The 16,404-nt window shown below is 46.7% G+C and carries 13 protein-coding genes and 1 pseudogene; 4 read left to right on the top strand and 10 right to left on the bottom strand.

Going from position 1 to position 16,404, the window contains the following annotated elements; all coding sequences use genetic code 11:
• Positions 1-52: 52 nt before the first annotated feature.
• Both hpsJ-B and QT990_RS29425 read left to right on the top strand, forming a co-directional pair.
• Positions 53-883, top strand: a complete 831-nt coding sequence (gene hpsJ-B / locus QT990_RS29430) for a hormogonium polysaccharide biosynthesis protein HpsJ (RefSeq protein ID WP_333148063.1) — start codon at positions 53-55, stop codon at positions 881-883.
• 86 nt (positions 884-969) lie between these two features.
• Entirely contained in the window at positions 970-1,887 is a 918-nt protein-coding gene (locus QT990_RS29425) for a glycosyltransferase family 2 protein (RefSeq protein WP_333148064.1), read from the top strand.
• 514 nt (positions 1,888-2,401) lie between these two features.
• Here QT990_RS29425 and glgB read toward each other — a convergent pair.
• From glgB to QT990_RS29385, 8 genes are all read right to left on the bottom strand, one after another.
• Positions 2,402-4,696: a 1,4-alpha-glucan branching enzyme gene (gene glgB, locus QT990_RS29420; protein ID WP_333413445.1), complete on the bottom strand. Its 2,295-nt coding sequence runs from the start codon at positions 4,694-4,696 to the stop codon at positions 2,402-2,404.
• Positions 4,697-5,401: 705 nt separating this feature from the next.
• The gene (locus QT990_RS29415; protein ID WP_333466096.1) at positions 5,402-6,877 is read right to left on the bottom strand and encodes a transposase; all 1,476 of its coding nucleotides are present in this window, start codon (positions 6,875-6,877) and stop codon (positions 5,402-5,404) included.
• 378 nt (positions 6,878-7,255) lie between these two features.
• Positions 7,256-7,477: a hypothetical protein gene (locus QT990_RS29410; RefSeq protein ID WP_333411142.1), complete on the bottom strand. Its 222-nt coding sequence runs from the start codon at positions 7,475-7,477 to the stop codon at positions 7,256-7,258.
• 262 nt (positions 7,478-7,739) lie between these two features.
• A complete protein-coding gene (locus tag QT990_RS29405; protein WP_333411143.1) occupies positions 7,740-8,963 on the bottom strand; it encodes a hypothetical protein in 1,224 nt (407 codons plus the stop codon).
• 76 nt (positions 8,964-9,039) lie between these two features.
• On the bottom strand, positions 9,040-9,489 hold the full coding sequence (locus tag QT990_RS29400) for an IS607 family transposase (protein ID WP_333411144.1): 450 nt from the start codon (positions 9,487-9,489) through the stop codon (positions 9,040-9,042).
• A complete protein-coding gene (locus QT990_RS29395) occupies positions 9,422-9,670 on the bottom strand; it encodes a helix-turn-helix domain-containing protein (protein ID WP_333411145.1) in 249 nt (82 codons plus the stop codon). The genes QT990_RS29400 and QT990_RS29395 overlap by 68 nt, the downstream gene beginning before the upstream one ends.
• 497 nt (positions 9,671-10,167) lie before the next feature.
• On the bottom strand, positions 10,168-10,371 hold the full coding sequence (locus QT990_RS29390) for a glutathione S-transferase N-terminal domain-containing protein (RefSeq protein WP_333147591.1): 204 nt from the start codon (positions 10,369-10,371) through the stop codon (positions 10,168-10,170).
• 119 nt (positions 10,372-10,490) lie between these two features.
• Complete coding sequence (locus tag QT990_RS29385; protein WP_333147593.1) at positions 10,491-10,715, bottom strand: serine protease; 225 nt, start codon at positions 10,713-10,715, stop codon at positions 10,491-10,493.
• A 338-nt stretch (positions 10,716-11,053) separates the two neighbouring features.
• Between QT990_RS29385 and QT990_RS29380 the strand changes: the two genes are divergently transcribed.
• Together QT990_RS29380 and QT990_RS29375 are read left to right on the top strand one after the other, a co-directional pair.
• A complete protein-coding gene (locus QT990_RS29380; RefSeq protein ID WP_333411146.1) occupies positions 11,054-11,629 on the top strand; it encodes a hypothetical protein in 576 nt (191 codons plus the stop codon).
• A gap of 295 nt (positions 11,630-11,924) precedes the next feature.
• Positions 11,925-13,853: a penicillin-binding protein 2 gene (locus tag QT990_RS29375; protein ID WP_333310414.1), complete on the top strand. Its 1,929-nt coding sequence runs from the start codon at positions 11,925-11,927 to the stop codon at positions 13,851-13,853.
• Between the two features lie 525 nt (positions 13,854-14,378).
• Here the strand turns inward: QT990_RS29375 and QT990_RS29370 are convergent.
• Both QT990_RS29370 and QT990_RS29365 read right to left on the bottom strand, forming a co-directional pair.
• Positions 14,379-14,984 (bottom strand): transcriptional regulator, encoded by a 606-nt coding sequence (locus tag QT990_RS29370; protein ID WP_333466095.1) that lies wholly within the window; start codon positions 14,982-14,984, stop codon positions 14,379-14,381.
• A gap of 567 nt (positions 14,985-15,551) precedes the next feature.
• A pseudogene (locus QT990_RS29365) lies at positions 15,552-16,404 on the bottom strand (transposase); the annotation flags it as partial.

Below are 16,404 nucleotides of genomic sequence, written 5' to 3'. Positions count from 1 at the left end.
CCACTCAACTACCCCCTTGAATCTAACGGTGTAGAATTATCTAACACGAATTATGAAAGCAAGTAATAGCCGTCAATTTTCTTCAGTAGCTGCTCGAACTCTCAAAGTAGTCGGGATTATCTTGATTCTCTCTGCTTTGCTTGACTGCATTGTTCTGTCGCTGCCGGGAGAAACTTCAGACCTTCTCAATCGAGGCTGGCAGTTGACTGCTGCAACTCAGATAGTTGACAAGGGCATTATTCCTTTGATCGGTATCGCCCTCCTGATGACTGGCTTTTGGGTTGACAGCAGCAGTGGAGTCTCTATTGAGCGACGCAACGTTTGGCTGGACTTGCGATTCTGGGCGCTGTTGATTTCCAGCTTGTTAGGTCTAGTTTACCTATCTCTGGTTCCCGTTCACCTCAACAATACTCGTTTGGAACTCAAGGATGCTCTGGCTCAAGTCGATCAAGAAGCGGGACAAGCGGAAGGTCAGCTTGAGGCACAACTTAAAAGCCCTCAATTTAAAGCTCAGGTAGAACAGCTCAAAAGCGAGCGTCGCAGCCAGATAGGGGCGCTGCTGCAAGACGACGGGAAGCTGCAACAAGCACTCAAGAGTCCAGAGGTTCCCAAGGAATTGAAAGCTGTGCTTGAGGAGTCGAAAAATGACCCGAAAGCCCTCGACAAGTTCCTGGAACAGCAAGCTCAATCACTTCCCACTCAAGCTCGCAACGAGATTCGCACCCGCAAGCAACAAAAAGAGAAAGAGTTAAGAACTCGATCGAGAAATTCGAGTTTGCAGACGGGAATCAACAGTTTGTTGTTAGCGATAGGCTACATTACTGTTGGTTGGACGGGATTGAGAAGTATGGGAATTCTGCGGTTCGGCCGCCGCAAAAATTGACCAGCGCTGGCAGGGATCGCGCGGGTCGAGACATCCCTGAGAAATAGTTTGTTTACCCAATAGTTTGCCCTTACTCAAAGCTGGGAATGTTCTCAATTTATATTCTGACTTACAACGAAGAGATTGATATCGCCGCTTGCATTGAATCTGCACTGCTTTGTGACGATATCATTGTAGTTGATTCTTTCAGCACCGATCGCACCCTTGAGATTGTTCAGAACTATGCCGTGCAAACAGTGCAGCACCGCTTTGAAACTCACGGACGCCAGCGGACTTGGATGCTCCAAGAAGTCCCGTGCAAGTACGAATGGGTTTACATCCTCGAAGCTGACGAGCGGATGACGCCTGCACTGTTTGCTGAATGCTTAAAGGCGATCGAAAGTCAAGAATATATCGGCTATTACGTAGCTGAAAAAGTAATATTTATGGAGCGCTGGATTCGCCGCAGCACTCAATATCCCCGTTATCAAATGCGTCTCTTTCGCAAAGACCGAGTGTGGTTTACTGACTACGGTCACACTGAACGGGAAGTCTGCAACGGGCCTACTCACTTTTTGAAGGAAACTTACCCTCACTATACTTGCAGCAAAGGTCTTTCCCGCTGGATTGAAAAGCACAACCGCTACTCGAATGACGAGGCGGCTGAAACTCTCCGTCAATTAGAAGCCGGTCAAGTAAATTGGTGGGATTTATTGTTTGGCGCATCGGAGGTGGAAAGGCGTCGCGCTTTGAAAGATTTTTCTTTGCGCTTGCCTTTGCGGCCTGTGGTGCGCTTTTTCTATATGTATATTTTACTGGGCGGATTTCTTGACGGCCAAGCAGGATTGGCTTGGTGCACGCTGCAAGCTTTTTATGAATATCTAATTTTGCTGAAAGTTTGGGAAATGAAGCATCTACCACTGCCAACTTTAGAGGTAGCGGCAGAACAATCTATTTCGGAAGTAGTAACAGTTGAGCCGTCAAAAGTTTCTTATAATCTTGGCGCTTCCGATACTCGAACTTAAAAATTGGTAAGAGGTACGCTGGCCTAGCGGTAGTATTTGGAACTTATACCCTCGCGGTTCCCCCGCCGATCGAACTCGATGGGTAGCCTAAGTATTTAGAAGTGGTATTATATCCTTTCGGTGTGCACCGAAATTATTCATCTCTCTCTTCTCTTCCTCTGTGAACTCTGCGTACTCTGCGGTTAAGGAATGAGAATTAAATAAAATCCACTTTTCCTGTTTGTTGTGGGATGGGCGTCCCGCCCGTCCTTTCTGGGCGGGCGGGACGCCCATCCCACAAGAAAAAAGGGAAATTATTTAATTGACGATCCTAAATCATTCCGATGCAACCGGAATTAATATTAAATTCCTTAAATCCGAAGAAAGCGAATCCGTTGCAGAACTTCATTCTTTGGCCACAACAACAAAACAGAAAAAACCCGGTTTGTCCAAGAAACCGGGTTTTTGAATGCCCTCAAAGTTTTAGGTTTAATAAAGCTTTGATTCTTAACTCAAAACTCTCACGACTCACAACTTAAAACTCTTGAGATTTGGCTGTTGTTTTTGCCCGATCGAGCTTTAAGATCAACACCCCCAAAGGTGGCAAACACAAGTCGATCGAATAAGCACTGTTGTGGAACCACCACTCCTCAGTCCACTTGCCCCCCAAATTCCCCATATTGCTACCGCCGTATTCCCGCGCGTCGCTGTTAAACAACTCCGTATAGAAACCAGGTTCCGGCACTCCTACGCGATAGTGAGAGTGCGGCTGCGGCGTAAAATTGCACACCGTCACCACAAACTCGTCGCCATCCTTCTCTCGGCGCACAAATGCCACGACGCTGTGTCGATTGTCGCTGCAATCAATCCACTCAAACCCATCCTCAGCAAAATCTTGACTGTAAAGTGCCGTTTCGCTGCGGTACAAATGGTTCAAATCTTTAAAAAACAGCTTCAACTTTTGGTGAGGCTCGAATTGCAGCAACTGCCACTGCAAATCCCCCCAAACGTTCCACTCGTGCCACTGGCCGAACTCCATCCCCATAAAGATCGTTTTCTTGCCGGGATGAGCAAACATAAAAGTAAACAAACACCGCACGTTTGCAAACTTTTGCCATTCGTCCCCTGGCATTTTCCCGATGATGTGGGCTTTGCCGTGCACTACTTCATCGTGGGACAAAGCCAGCATGAAATTCTCGCTGTGGTTGTACCACATACTGAAAGTTATGTTGTTCTGGTGGAACTGGCGGAACCACGGGTCCATGTGGTAATAGTCGAGCATATCGTGCATCCAACCCATGTTCCACTTCAGGTTGAAACCCAAACCGCCTACATAGGTCGGCCAAGATACCATCGGCCAAGAGGTAGATTCTTCGGCGATCGACAACGCCCCTGGGAAATAGCTAAAAATGACGTGATTCGCCTGACGCAGAAAATCTGCCGCCTCGATATTTTCCCGGCCCCCGTACTGGTTGGTCAGCCATTCTCCCGGTTCGCGGCAGTAATCCAAATAAAGCATGGAGGCTACGGCATCTACGCGAATCCCGTCGATGTGGTACTTGTCAAACCAGAACAGAGCGTTTGATACTAGGAAATTCCGCACTTCGTTGCGGCCGTAGTTAAATACTAGGGTTCCCCACTCTTTGTGCTCGCCCTTGCGGGAGTCGGCGTGTTCGTACAAGTGAGTTCCGTCAAAGAAAGCCAAGCCGTGGCCGTCTTTGGGGAAATGTCCCGGTACCCAGTCCACCAGTACGCCAATGCCGTTGGCGTGGCACTGGTCAACAAAATACATGAAATCTTCAGGTGTGCCGTAGCGGGAGGTTGGGGCGAAATAACCGGTGACTTGATAGCCCCAAGAACCGTCGAAAGGATGTTCGGCGATGGGCAGCATTTCGATGTGGGTGAATCCCAAATCTTTGACGTAGGGTATCAGCCGATCGGCTAATTCCCGGTAAGTCAGAAAGCGCGCCCCAGGATTGAGTTCCGAAACCTGCACGGCGGGTTGTATTTCCCCATTTGGTAGCACGGCGGGTTCGTCAGTAGCGGCGTGCAGCCAAGAACCGATGTGGCATTCGTAAACCGAAACCGGCTGCGTCAGTGGGTCTGTGTGCCGCCGCTTTTCGATCCAAGCGCTGTCATTCCAAGTGTAGGTGCTTAAGTCGGTGACAATTGATGCTGTTTTCGGCCGCACTTCTTGCTGGAAACCGTAAGGATCGGACTTTTCGTAGGGATGTCCGTCTTGGTTTTTCACTTCGTATTTGTAGGAAGTTCCCACGGATAGTCCCGGAATAAATAATTCCCAGATGCCGTTTTGCGATTTCCGCATTTGATGTTTGCGGCCGTCCCAATAGTTGAAATCTCCTAAAACAGAGACATTGCGGGCATTCGGGGCCCAAACGGCAAAATATACTCCTGTGATGCCGCCTACTTCGGTGAGGTGCGCCCCGAGTTTTTCGTAAATGCGGTGGTGATTGCCTTCTGAGAATAGGTGCTGGTCGAATTCTGTGAGTTTGGGCGATCGGAAGGCGTAGGGATCGTAGATGAAGCGCTCGTGTTCCCCTTCTTTGACCCGCAATTGATAGTTTGCTAGTTCTGGGGTGTCGATCGTACATTCAAAAAAGTGAGGGTGATGCTCTGATTTCATCGAGTATTCGGCCCTGGCTTCCGGCAAAACTACCGATACCGCATCCGCATTCGGCAGATAAGCTCGGACGACCCAGACTTTTTTGCCATTTTCTTCGATCGCATGAGGGCCTAGCACTTCAAATGGATCGTGGTGCTGATTCCAAACAATGCGGTCAATCTGTTCAAAGGGGACGGTCGCGGGCATAAAACTACTTACCTCAATCTTTTAACTAAATGGCTTTCAAAACCTAGAGCGGCGCTGCACTTTACATTTCGATACATTTTTGATTGCTGATCCTACCACTGATTAGCACGATCTTGACTGCTGCAGATCCAGCCCGCGTCCTTGCACACACAGCAGGCTGTTGCCTTGCCGACGGCCGAGCTGGGGTTTTACTGCTAACATCTAAGGATCGTCAATTAAATAATTTCCCTTTTTTCTTGTGGGATGGGCGTCCCGCCCGCCCAGAAAGGACGGGCGGGACGCCCATCCCACAACAAACAGGAAAAGTGGATTTTATTTAATTCTCATTCCTAAGTATAGAAATAGTAAGGAACCCCACGCCTAAAGGCGGAGGCTTTTAAGACTGTCCGGCTCTTTGAGCGGGATTGAATCGAGAGCTTACCTTACCAGCCTAAGTCTTTACTGACTACGTTTTTTGAGTCACGACACTCCTTGAATGCGAAGCTAGTTTTCCGCTCTGTCGCTAGTGGTTAAACATCTGTACAAGGGTTAAGGACGTGCTGCTAGCCGGCGCAAGCTCTTAAAACATTGGCGAAGCTAACATTACCCCGCAAGGGAGTTTGAGGCAACCATACCTCACGCTTTGAGGCAACCATACCTCTCCAACCCCGAAAGGGGATTTTAATGCGACTGAAGTCGCTGCCGCTGTCCTCCCCATGCCTAAAGTCAGGGGCTTCTCGCTCGTTTTTCGGTGAACGAACCTGACGGTAAACTGACTACAGTTAGACCGCAGGCTTCTTTTTCCTTTTGTTCAAAGGCTTTTTTGAGTGACGGAGTTCCCCCGCCACTTTCGTAACTTAGACCAATTCTCTTTATAAGCTTAGCTGAGTTTTTATCTCGATCCAAAGATTCTCCGCATTGACAAGAATGCCAGCGCTCCGACAATTCTTTCGGTACTTTGTTGAGGCAATTCCAGCAATGTTGAGAAGTTCCTCTTGGAGAGACAAACAAAATGCTTTTACCCAATTTCCCGGCGACATATTTTAGGACGCTGGCGAATTGCCCATGAGCAGCATCAAGCATGGATTTATTCAAGCCACTTTTTGCGGACTGGCCGTTCGGCAAATAAACCAAATTACCATCTTTAATGTCAGTCTTGGGCTTGGCACGTCTAGTTAGATTCTTAACACTCAAGTCTTCAACAACTAAAACATCACATTTACCGAAGAACTCATGTGCAGTTTTGAATTGAAAATCTAATCTAGCTCTAGCTACAAACTGATGGAGTTTGGAAACCTTGTCCTTGATAATCTTCCAAGGCTTAGAACCCTTGACTCTATTAGCTAACTTCGCTTGAAGTTTTGCCAATTTCTGGATCGACTTCCTCAAAAACCTAGGATTCTCAACTCTCTCGCCATTGGAAAGATAGAGGTAATTAGTGATTCCCAGATCGATGCCAACAGTATTTTCGACCGTCGGTTGAATTTCTGCAACCGTTACGGGAACTGTTTTATCTTCTAGCGTCAGGGAGATATACCACCCATCAGCTTCTCTGATAACTGTTCCCGTCTTAACTGTGAACCTTGTTGGTATTGGACGGTGGAAAACCATAGGTACTTGACCTATTTTTGCCAGATCAATACAAATCCTATTTTGCTCGTCCTTGACAATATCAAGATTGTCTAGTTGAGGATAAGTGAAAGATTTGTAGTAATGAAGCCCTTTGAATCTGGGCTTACCTCTACGATTACCATTTTTGTCGGGCGTGGTGAAATTTGAAAAGGAAGTTTCCACTTTGTTGACGACATCTTGCAAAAGCTGAGAGTCCAACACTTTATAATCAGGAAATAGCTTTTTTGTGTTTTTCCGGTCAGCCAGTTGTATGGTTTGCCACTGTACATATCCGCCTTCAATGTTCGATAAAACATCACCTTTCCTGGTCAAAGGATTGCCCGACTCATCCTTTTTTCTACCATCCCTAGTTTGCACTCTCGTCAAAGGAATATTTTGATAAATCTCCTCCACAGGGACTATCGAAACAATCAAGGGGCAGGCGTTGATAGGTGTTCTCGTGGCTGACCACCACCTAAATCTATCGCCAAGTCGGTAGTTGTACTGCCGACGACAGAGCTCTAGGTGAGCCACCATCGTTGTTAGTTGGGCTTTTGTGGGTTTGAGGCGGTATTTGTAAGTGAGTTGCATTTTTTAACTTTCTTTTTTCGACCTTTGCATAGTATAGTTTGTGTATGTCCAAAATGCCACACCAAAGATTACCCTTTCAACACTTAGGAAGTACATCGAAAATCAAGATACTTCCCAAGATTAATTCATAGTGGCTAAGTCTAATTGTCGGTTTCCGTCCCTCCACCCGACGCTTCTTTCCATCACGCGGGCGTAATTTATTCGGGGTACTTCGCGCAGCGCTCAGATGTGTCCCCTCTAAATATACCGAGGGACTTCCCGGCTGGTAGTTAAAACAAATTGAAAAATTTATATTTTTTCCCAAATATCCTTGACTTATTTTTTTATATGTGATAAGGGATATTTTTAAACTCTTGTCGATTTGCCACTCCCGGAGAGTCAACCCTGTAAGTGTTGGGGAGCAGTTAATAGTTTACCTGGAATTTTCAGGCAGGGACGATCGCCCGATCGGTAGACTTTCACATCTCGGAGGCGGGGTTTGCCCACAAAGTCCGTGAATTTGGGCAATACGCTCAAACAGCGAAGGATGCTTAACTCGGTATTGAGGAATCTAAAGCTAAAGGACTCAGCATGGCGACAGCAGCAAGCAATATCTGCCATGCTCAAGGCATCGCCTACGAAACTAGCACCATCCTACCAGCGAGTAACCCATAAATGGAGTAAGTCGGAGCGAAACACGACATTCCCAATAAAGTTCACTTTTGCAACTCCTCTGTAGTCGCGTCCTTTAGTTTGTGGGAGCTAGTCCCAACCAAGTGGAGCGTAGTAAGGTAGGAATTTTTAGGCAGTTTACCCTGGCCTAATACAATCAAAGTGGCAGTCGCTAACACCGTTCTAGTTTGATTGCACACCTCAAGTATTACTACTTAAGGCTTTTAAGATTGAGCTCCGCCTCTGGGATGTTGCGCTGGATTGCTTTTAACGCTACATTGCGGGCGGCATTTAATCCAGAATGAGTTTTGTAACCATTAACAGTTGCCACTAATGCCGCCCCAGATTGATAGTCCTCAAATTCAAGTGGGCTAGCAGGAAATTTAACTCCTCTCCAAAGTGGATCTCCCCACGGACTAAGACGGCTCGTGTTCATCGGACTAACACGAGTTGTCAATATGGCATAATCTTGATACGCAATCCGCTTGACTTGTTCAAAAACCTTTCCCTTGAGCCAGTAAGCGCGTTTTTGATTTGACCGCCTAGAAAATTTACCTTTTTTGGGGCGAAGATTACCCAGGTGTTCAAAACTAATTACATCCGCTTTCCAGTGCTTCGCGAATTCAACAAGCCTCCTTGAAACAACCCTAGAAAAGTCAATTTCTCTAGCCGTTATTGAGTCCCATTTTGATTTAGCAAAACCGCGACTCACTATTTTGGATTTTCTCATCTTGATTGCAATTCTTCCTAGATCCCGCTTCCTACGAGCTATATGACGCGACTGGTTGATAAAGTGTCTAGCGATCTCAGTCGTTTCGCCTCTGTCGTTGGTTTCTAGAACGGTTGCAATGATGATAAACTTGTCGATATCCATATCAACTCCGCAGGTTCTAAATGCGGATTTAGACATGAGTCCCTTGATACCTCCCGTTGCAGGAACATACTTTTCTAGTGGAAAAACGATCCACAAAGAACCGTTTTGTACCTGAATCCTGGGAGAACCTTTTACCCATTCCGCTGAGATATGAGGGCATTGGTATTGATGTTTAACCCACTTCCACGCATCTCCAGCTCGCATCTTCAAAACAATGGAAAAGCCATCATCCTCTTTCCACATCCCTGAATCGTACTGCGGGTTGAACCGGAACGCTCTAGGATGGATAGGAGGTTTATGATGCCTCATCCGCTTCGGCCGATTTAACCATTTTTGGTAGGTAGAATTCCAACTTTCGTAAGCGCCGATGGCTTGTCGAATTGCAGCTCTTTTCAATGGGGAAGGGAAACCATTGATAAACTGATGACCAGCAGTCAGTAGTTCGTAGTATCGCCAACCACCATTAGATTGAACGGGAATACTAACGCCTTGAGGATTTTCGGCAATTAACAGGAAATAAAAATGCACTATTTCGTTGTAAGCATCCTTGGTTTCCTGCATATCAAACTTTGAGCGAATCAATTTCGCTTTAACTGATTTTGTTGCGATTGAATATCCTTTTTGGCGTTTGAGCATTTTAGACTGATACTCCTATACACTCCGATTCGTCAATGGGTTCCGCAGATTTTTCGTTAGTCGTTATTTCTTCTTTACTGATCGGGTCTTTGTAACGCCTCAGAAAATAAAGGCGGCTACTAAAGCAGTGCATGACGCTCATAAAGTCCTGCATCAATTCAGCGTGAGGGGATAGGTCGGTTTTGCCTAAAACAGTTATTTTGCAGCCATTTTGAGAGCAGTACCATTCCACAAATTCAAATCCAAATCGGCACAGACGATCTTTGTGAGCGACAACAATTTCAGATATTTCTCCGTGTCCAACTCGCTCCATCAATTTAATGAATTTCTTGCGCTTAAAATTCATCCCAGAGCCGATCTCTCGAATTAAGTTGCCTTGCCGATTAGCTTTGAGGGCTGTAGCTTGAGACTCTAAATCGTTTTTCTGCCAATGAGTTGAGACGAGCGGCATAAATGATTACCAATCCGGTAGTTTCCTGCAAGCCTGATTTCCCGACAATACTGGACTCTAGGTAGCGGCGATGACCTCCTTTGGAGCGGATGTATTCGATTTTGCCGTCATCCGCCCAATCTGCTAATGTTTTAGGGTGGTAGCCGTATTTTTCCTGTGCTTGAGCTGGGGACAGATACATTACTAGAACACTCTAATATATAGAATCACTCCAGTATACTCCAATATTCCGTTTTCTAGTAATTAGACGGTGCAATAGGTTTAAAGCAGCACTCAGGCGCAACTGGAGCGAGTTTTGCCGACGCCTGGTTAATACCGCAGTGGCGCGAGGCCAATTGAATCACTAAACTGGCTCAAAACAGACGGGTCGATTTGCTTGCCCGCAGCGGCGCGAAACTCGCAGTAAACACATCGAGTAGCAATGTCGATGCTTTCATCGAGCCTGTATTCGATCATCGAAGCCTCAGCTTACTTTCCTCTCGTCTGCGGGCAACAGTGGCGGGGAAGGAAAACGAGACTCGATCGTGCAAAATTTTCGTCGCGTCTGCGCTCGCCTCCGGTTGACCAAGAATTTCAAAGGTGGTACCCGCCACGTGATTTATCCGTGGAATCAATCCAAAATCGAAAATCGAAAATCAGAAGAGCCCCCGCATTTATCCGTGGGGTCGCCTCTAAAATCTAAAATCTAAAATCTAAAATCGATTGACCTTCGAGTTGAGGCAGCAGCACGGGCACTGTCTTCAAACCTCTCGTCAGAGACTTGAGTTTCAAAACCGGCAGCCCGGGAGTCAAGTTTTCCACTTCAAAGGGGATGCCCTTGTAACCCAGCGCTAAGCGGACTTTGCTGCAGTAAGGGGATGTACGGAACAGTAGTAAAAGCATCAGACTACAACTAACACCCAACTTGAGACCTAGACCTCTGAGATGAAAAAATGCGAGGAGCGAACGATTTTTCACCTGGAGGCTAGGCTCGTTGGGCCAACACTCTCGGATCGCCCTAGTTAGGGAGACTTTTTAGGAGAAGGGGCAGGGGTAGTAGTTGCACCAGTCCCAGGAGTGGACTTTGGAGATGCAGAAGAAGCAGGGGGAGTAGTAGTAGTGCCAGTGCCACCAGTGCCGCCCGGAGAGGGGCTAGGGGAGCTGGGGGTGGTGGTATCTCCTCCGCAGGCGCCGAGGGCTACTGCCAAGCCCACGACCAAAGTCAAACGAATTAATCCCTTGTTCATAAAAACTCCTTAACATTGAAAACCCATCGCAAGGAAGGGAATAGTGTACTTGAGAAACAATGCTGGCACGAATAGCTCAACGATTCGCTCGTTGATTACAATACTGCATTTATTAATAAATTTCACATAGATTATCGCTAACCAGCAAAGATTTCTTTTTTTTGGCAAATCCTGAAGTCAAAGAGACCAGTGGTAGGATGGGTTGGTTGGCTTGTGAGGTATCCTTGGTAAGGATAACCGATCGAACCCAGATTGCCACAACTGGCGCTCGCCCTTGAAAAAAAACTCTTAAGCTCAATCAAGCTGAAGCTACCCCACTTTACGTATTGGTGAACTCTATGACCGCTGCTATCAGATCCCCCGATTCTCCCCGCTCCCGATCGACCCGCAAGCCCGCTGCTGGCCCAGCCAAAAGCAAAGTTACTTCTATTGCCAGAGCTAGGCGGGCGAAGACAGGGCCGGTATTGCCCAACTACTCGCCAGCCGAAGAACAGGCTATTGCTCGATCGTCCGCATCGGTGCTGAAAGTCCTGCCCAATCGCCAGCAGCAGCCAGTGTGGTTGCGATCGCTCCTGCAGGCACAGCGCGCCTCCTCAGTGGTAGCAGTTATGCTTTTGGGCGGTGCTCTGAGTCTCTACGGCTTGACAGTTTACGGCGAGCAGCGCTGGAGTCAGGAGTATCAAAAATTGGAAACTCTGCGTCTCCGGGAACAGCAATTGAGTGCTTCTAGCGAAGTCTTGAAACACCAACTTGCTAAAGAAGCCCAAAATCCCGAAACCGGTTTGGCTCGGCAGAATCCTGGGGACACGATTTTCTTGCAGCCGGCCCCTGAAACCCGATCGCCCGTTGCGGCACCAAATTCTGAGCCCGCTCTCAAGAAGGGAGGCGGTGTGGAAACACCGCTGGGCTATTAAACCTGTGTCAAAGCGGAGAGCGCCCTCCGGGCCTGAGTGTCCGAGGGCCTGAGAATTGGAGGATATAATTTCCTTTTTGGCTTTTTTGCAAGTCGCGATCGATTTTCTGCTTGCAACCGGAAGTTAAAAGTTAAAAATAATTAACACCACTTCAAAAAACAGAAGGCAACTGTAGGTGTGATCCAAACCCTGATACGGATTGCCAATTCCCAAGTCGTGAATTTTCTCTTTTAACATTTAAGTTATAAATTCTAAATTCTAAAACGCTCTAACTTGCTATTGAATTTTTAATGCCATGAGCTACGACCCCCGTTTTGACCGCTACAGATCGCCGAATTTCAAACGCACAAAACAGGCGGGCGATTCCCTACGGGATAGCTTCGCCGCGCGTACTGGGTGGGAAAAACCAGCCAAACCTAGAGCTTCGGGCAGTTTCGGCCGATCGCCACAACAGACGGCTGCATCTTGGGGGCGACCGGTGGAGCGTTTAAAGCGCAGCAAGTTCCGTTTGTGGGCCGTGTGGGCGGTGTTGATGCTGGGGGGGCTGGGGCTGGCTGTGAATTTGTTTTATTTGCAGGTGACGCGAGCTCCGGCGCTGCGTAAACAGGCTCTTCAGCAGCAAACTCTCAAAACGAAGCCGTTTGTGCCCAGACGCCCGATAGTTGACCGCGCAGGGAATGTTTTGGCGATCGACAGACAGGTGTACACGCTCTACGCTCACCCGAAGTTGTTTAACCACTCGAAGGCGGAAATTGCTGCTAAATTGGCTCCGATGTTGGCGATCGAACTGACTCCGGGCACTACGTCGGAAACTGAACTGATACGCAGGTTTAATCTTGCTGAAAGCGGTATTACAATTGCGGACTCTCTGCCTCAAGAGGTTGCCGATCGCGTCGCTGGGATGCAAATTAAAGAGAGTCTGGTGGATGGCTTGGAGTTGCTGCGTCAGCAGCAGCGTTTTTACCCGCAGCAGGAGTTGGCGGCGGATATCCTCGGTTATGTGGACGGGGAACGGAAGGGACAAGCCGGGGTGGAATACAGCCAGCAGAATTTGTTGGAACGATCGATGCCGTCGATTCAGTTTAGCAGGTCGAGCAATGGGAATTGGGTTCCCGATCGGCTGACGGCGGGATTTGTGCAGCTTGATGACTTGAAATTGCAATTGACGATCGACAGTCGCTTGCAGCGGGCTGCGCGAGTTGCTCTCAAGGAAAAAATGAAGCAACACAATGCGAAGCGGGGCACAGTGATTGTGATGGATGCCCGTAACGGGGAATTGCTGTCAGTGGTAGCGGAACCTTCTTATGACCCGAATCAATATTTTAATTTCGATTTGTCGCGCTATAAAAATTGGGCTGTCACTGATGTTTATGAGCCTGGTTCGACTTTTAAAGCGATTAATGTGGCGATCGCTCTGGAAGCGGGTGCGGTGAAACCTAATACTGTGTTTAACGATGAAGGTCGGATTTACATGAATCCCTGGACTATCCAAAATTCCGATTACAAAATCGTAGGCGCGCGCGGCCCTTCCACTGTTACTGAGATTTTGAAACATTCTAGCAATGTGGGGATGGTACACATCATGAGAACCATGAAACCTTCTCTTTACTATCAAGCTTTAGAAAAACTCGGACTCGGACAAACTGCGGGAACAGATTTGCCTTTTGAAGTAACCAGTCAGCTTAAAAATCGAGAGCAATTTATTAACTCTCCGGTGGAAGTTGCTACTACGGCTTTTGGGCAAGGTTTTTCGATAACTCCGATGCAGTTGGTGCAACTTAACGGCGCTTTGGCTAACGGCGGCAAGTTGGTGACTCCTCATGTTGTGCGGGGACTTTTTGATAGAGATGGTGAAGCTTATTGGAAGCTTCCCAGGCCGGTTCCGAAGCAGGTTTTTTCGCCGGAAACTACTAAGCAGGTGTTAGAAATGATGGAAACTGTGGTTGATGGTGGTACGGGGAAAGCTGCACAAATTCCTGGGTATCGGATTGCTGGAAAAACGGGTACGGCTCAAAAAGCTAATGCTGGTGGGGGTTATTCTGACAAGGCGATTATTACTAGCTTTGTGGGGATCATGCCTGTGGAGGCTCCTCGGTATGTGGTGCTGGCGGTGATTGATGAGCCTAAAGAGGGTTCTTCGGGGGGTACGGTGGCGGCGCCGATTGTGGAGTCGGTGATGGAGGCGTTGATTTCTATTGAGAAGATTGCGCCGAGTAAGAAGTAGTTGATTATATCTGATATCAAATCCGTTAGCATCGGAATAGTAAATCCGAGTTCACTGTTGACTGTTCACTGTTGACTGTTCACTGTTGACTGTTCACTGTTGACTGTTCACTGTCAACCGTCAACCGTCAACCATTGGTAACAAGTTAAGCTAAGAAAGGATTTGTCAATCAGCAATTATACTCAACATTTACTCGGATTTTGGGCATAAAACTGAGATTTGGGCGGTTTAGGAATCATGCCGAGGGTGATATTTATACCTACTTTCTCTCAAATCGTGAATTTTCCACTCCTAAAAAAGCAGTTTTTTGAGTAATATTACTGATTGACAAATGCAATTAAGTCTTAACTTGTCACCAATGACCGTCAACCGTCACCCGTCAACCGTCAACATCATAAGGAGTGTAACCGGAAATGATATGAGATGTTGCGTCAGGAATTGACGCTCGAATTTGACGCTCGAAAACACGGCTATTGAGGACACGGCAATGCCGTTTCCCTACCCCCAACATAATTCATCGCCCTGTCAGTAACAATATCTTTTGTTTTCGTTGGGTTTTAATTGTCTTTGGGAGGTGCGTTTATGTCCTAAAAGAGTGGAGATGATGATGCAGCGTTGGCTCTTTCTTAAGTTGGGATGATATAGTGTTAGGGTTCCTTTGGCTCTTATACTCGTTAGCGTGCAGTCGTGGTCGCTTCGAGATACGGGGCAACCTCGATGGTTGAACATGACTCGCCGGATTGTGCCGTTTGTTTTTTGCTCGTTGTTTTCATTTACTTGGAGCACTGTTGTTTCATTTGTATCTATTTGAATTTGCGGTTCTAGGTTTTTCCATTGACTGGCTGGTACTTGGCCTGGGGGAATGTCGGCTGGGTGAACGGCTATTTGTACATTTTCTCCTACTTGTTTGAAGCTGGCTTGCCATGAAATTTTGGATCGTTTGGCGTTGCTGTGTGCAAGTTCCATTGCCCAATAAGCTCGATCGAGCGATACCTTTAAACGGTGGTTGTTGATAAACATTAGCCAAGAGGGGGCGACGATCGCACTAAATATTCCTATGATTAAAATAATTATCAATAGCTCAATCATGGTAAAACCTGGGGCAGGTGTAGTGGCTCTGCCTTTTAGCATTTTATTTATTGACACGTAGATGCACTCCCTGATATTTAGCTGGCCCAAAAAACAGCTAGGAGGAGCTATTTTTTATTGGGTATATTTTAACTTTGGGTTTGGCTAGTGTGTAGATCGGTATTTACTGAAAATTTATGCGACTTTAAAAAAAACTGCGGGTAAGAAAACGGCAGTCAAGAAACGGTAGTGCGGTTTCCCTACAGCAATTTTGTCGATCGCCCGATCGCACCAGAGCGCGAAGCTATAGCAGGAGGCAGGAGGTAGAAGGCAGGAGGCAGGAGGCAGACGTAATCAGAGCAAGGGTTTCAGCAATCGATCTCCTCCGGCGCCGCCAAGGCGGTTGCTATATGTAGGGAGCATCTCAATGAAAGCAGCCAAGGTAGAAGTTGGAGTTTTTAGGCAGGAGGTAGAAGGCAGGAGGCAGAAGGAAAGCTCTCCTGAGTTTATGGCGTAAAATATAGCAATCAATACAGTGATAGTGATGAATTTTAATTTAGGGCTTGCTGAATAAGTTAAGAAAAATCGCGTAGGCGTAGCCAGCCGTAGGCATCGCACTTGATTGGCAATTCAAGCTCGGGGAGACATAACTTTTTGTTGACTATAACTTGCCCAGTTATAGCTTTTAATAATCATTAAACCATAAATAGGTGTGATTTTCGGTTTGTGACATAAAAACGCACAAAAAACCCGTCTTAACCAGGTAGAAAGGTTAATTACTAAAAAAGTTTGGGCAATGGCTGTTTCCGAAGTATTATCAAGTTTTGTCATCACCCGATTCAGGCTAAATCTTCTTTTTCGCAAGTCCCAAATTTGCCCTCAATCGCATTTCTAATTCTCTCATCTTCTGAGGCTTGTTTCTTTGTTTCCTTACTGACATTTGCTGGTGGCCTTCCTAAAGGGGGGCCACTAATTCTAATTCCTCTTTCTTTACACCAAGCTCGATTTTCTCGCGCTTCGATAAATGCGATCTGCGTGGACTGATTCTGGATAGTATCCTGTGTAAATTTTAAATGCTTCAAATGAGTGCTTTTAAGTCTCCTGATTCATTAAAGTTATCCCAACTTATCCGGTCTAAAAATACATATCCTTCAAAGCAACTCGCTGACAGTTTGGCTCCAAACTCTACAGGTTTCCCTGCTTTCCCTCTGACAATGGGACGGATGTGGGGTTGGCTTAAACTTACTATTCTGTCCGATATACTCGGTTTTTTATTTTCAAATAACCAAAGTTGTTGCCGATAGACTTCTGTGAGAACTAGCAAGGTTTTATATTGCTTCTTGGTCAGACTTTGTAGGGTGGCATCTGAGTCGATTAGCTGTTCAATATGAGCGAGGTTTCTTTTAATATATTGCAGTTGTTTTTTAAGGGCTTGGATTTTTTTGTTTCGTTTAGGTCGTCGTTGTTTGGCTACTGCTAAGTA

The organism is Microcoleus sp. T3_B1, from assembly GCF_036700445.1.
Classification (GTDB): domain Bacteria; phylum Cyanobacteriota; class Cyanobacteriia; order Cyanobacteriales; family Microcoleaceae; genus Microcoleus.
Note: the sequence above shows the minus strand (reverse complement) of the source record. Positions and strands in the feature narration are given on the sequence as shown.

Coding starts and splice junctions, on each gene's coding strand:
- hpsJ-B (WP_333148063.1), top strand. CDS start 53: ATGAAAGCAAGTAATAGCCGTCAATTTTCTTCAGTAGCTGCTCGAACT.
- QT990_RS29425 (WP_333148064.1), top strand. CDS start 970: ATGTTCTCAATTTATATTCTGACTTACAACGAAGAGATTGATATCGCC.
- glgB (WP_333413445.1), bottom strand. CDS start 4,696: ATGCCCGCGACCGTCCCCTTTGAACAGATTGACCGCATTGTTTGGAAT.
- QT990_RS29415 (WP_333466096.1), bottom strand. CDS start 6,877: ATGCAACTCACTTACAAATACCGCCTCAAACCCACAAAAGCCCAACTA.
- QT990_RS29410 (WP_333411142.1), bottom strand. CDS start 7,477: ATGGCAGATATTGCTTGCTGCTGTCGCCATGCTGAGTCCTTTAGCTTT.
- QT990_RS29405 (WP_333411143.1), bottom strand. CDS start 8,963: ATGCAGGAAACCAAGGATGCTTACAACGAAATAGTGCATTTTTATTTC.
- QT990_RS29400 (WP_333411144.1), bottom strand. CDS start 9,489: ATGCCGCTCGTCTCAACTCATTGGCAGAAAAACGATTTAGAGTCTCAA.
- QT990_RS29395 (WP_333411145.1), bottom strand. CDS start 9,670: ATGTATCTGTCCCCAGCTCAAGCACAGGAAAAATACGGCTACCACCCT.
- QT990_RS29390 (WP_333147591.1), bottom strand. CDS start 10,371: ATGCTTTTACTACTGTTCCGTACATCCCCTTACTGCAGCAAAGTCCGC.
- QT990_RS29385 (WP_333147593.1), bottom strand. CDS start 10,715: ATGAACAAGGGATTAATTCGTTTGACTTTGGTCGTGGGCTTGGCAGTA.
- QT990_RS29380 (WP_333411146.1), top strand. CDS start 11,054: ATGACCGCTGCTATCAGATCCCCCGATTCTCCCCGCTCCCGATCGACC.
- QT990_RS29375 (WP_333310414.1), top strand. CDS start 11,925: ATGAGCTACGACCCCCGTTTTGACCGCTACAGATCGCCGAATTTCAAA.
- QT990_RS29370 (WP_333466095.1), bottom strand. CDS start 14,984: ATGCTAAAAGGCAGAGCCACTACACCTGCCCCAGGTTTTACCATGATT.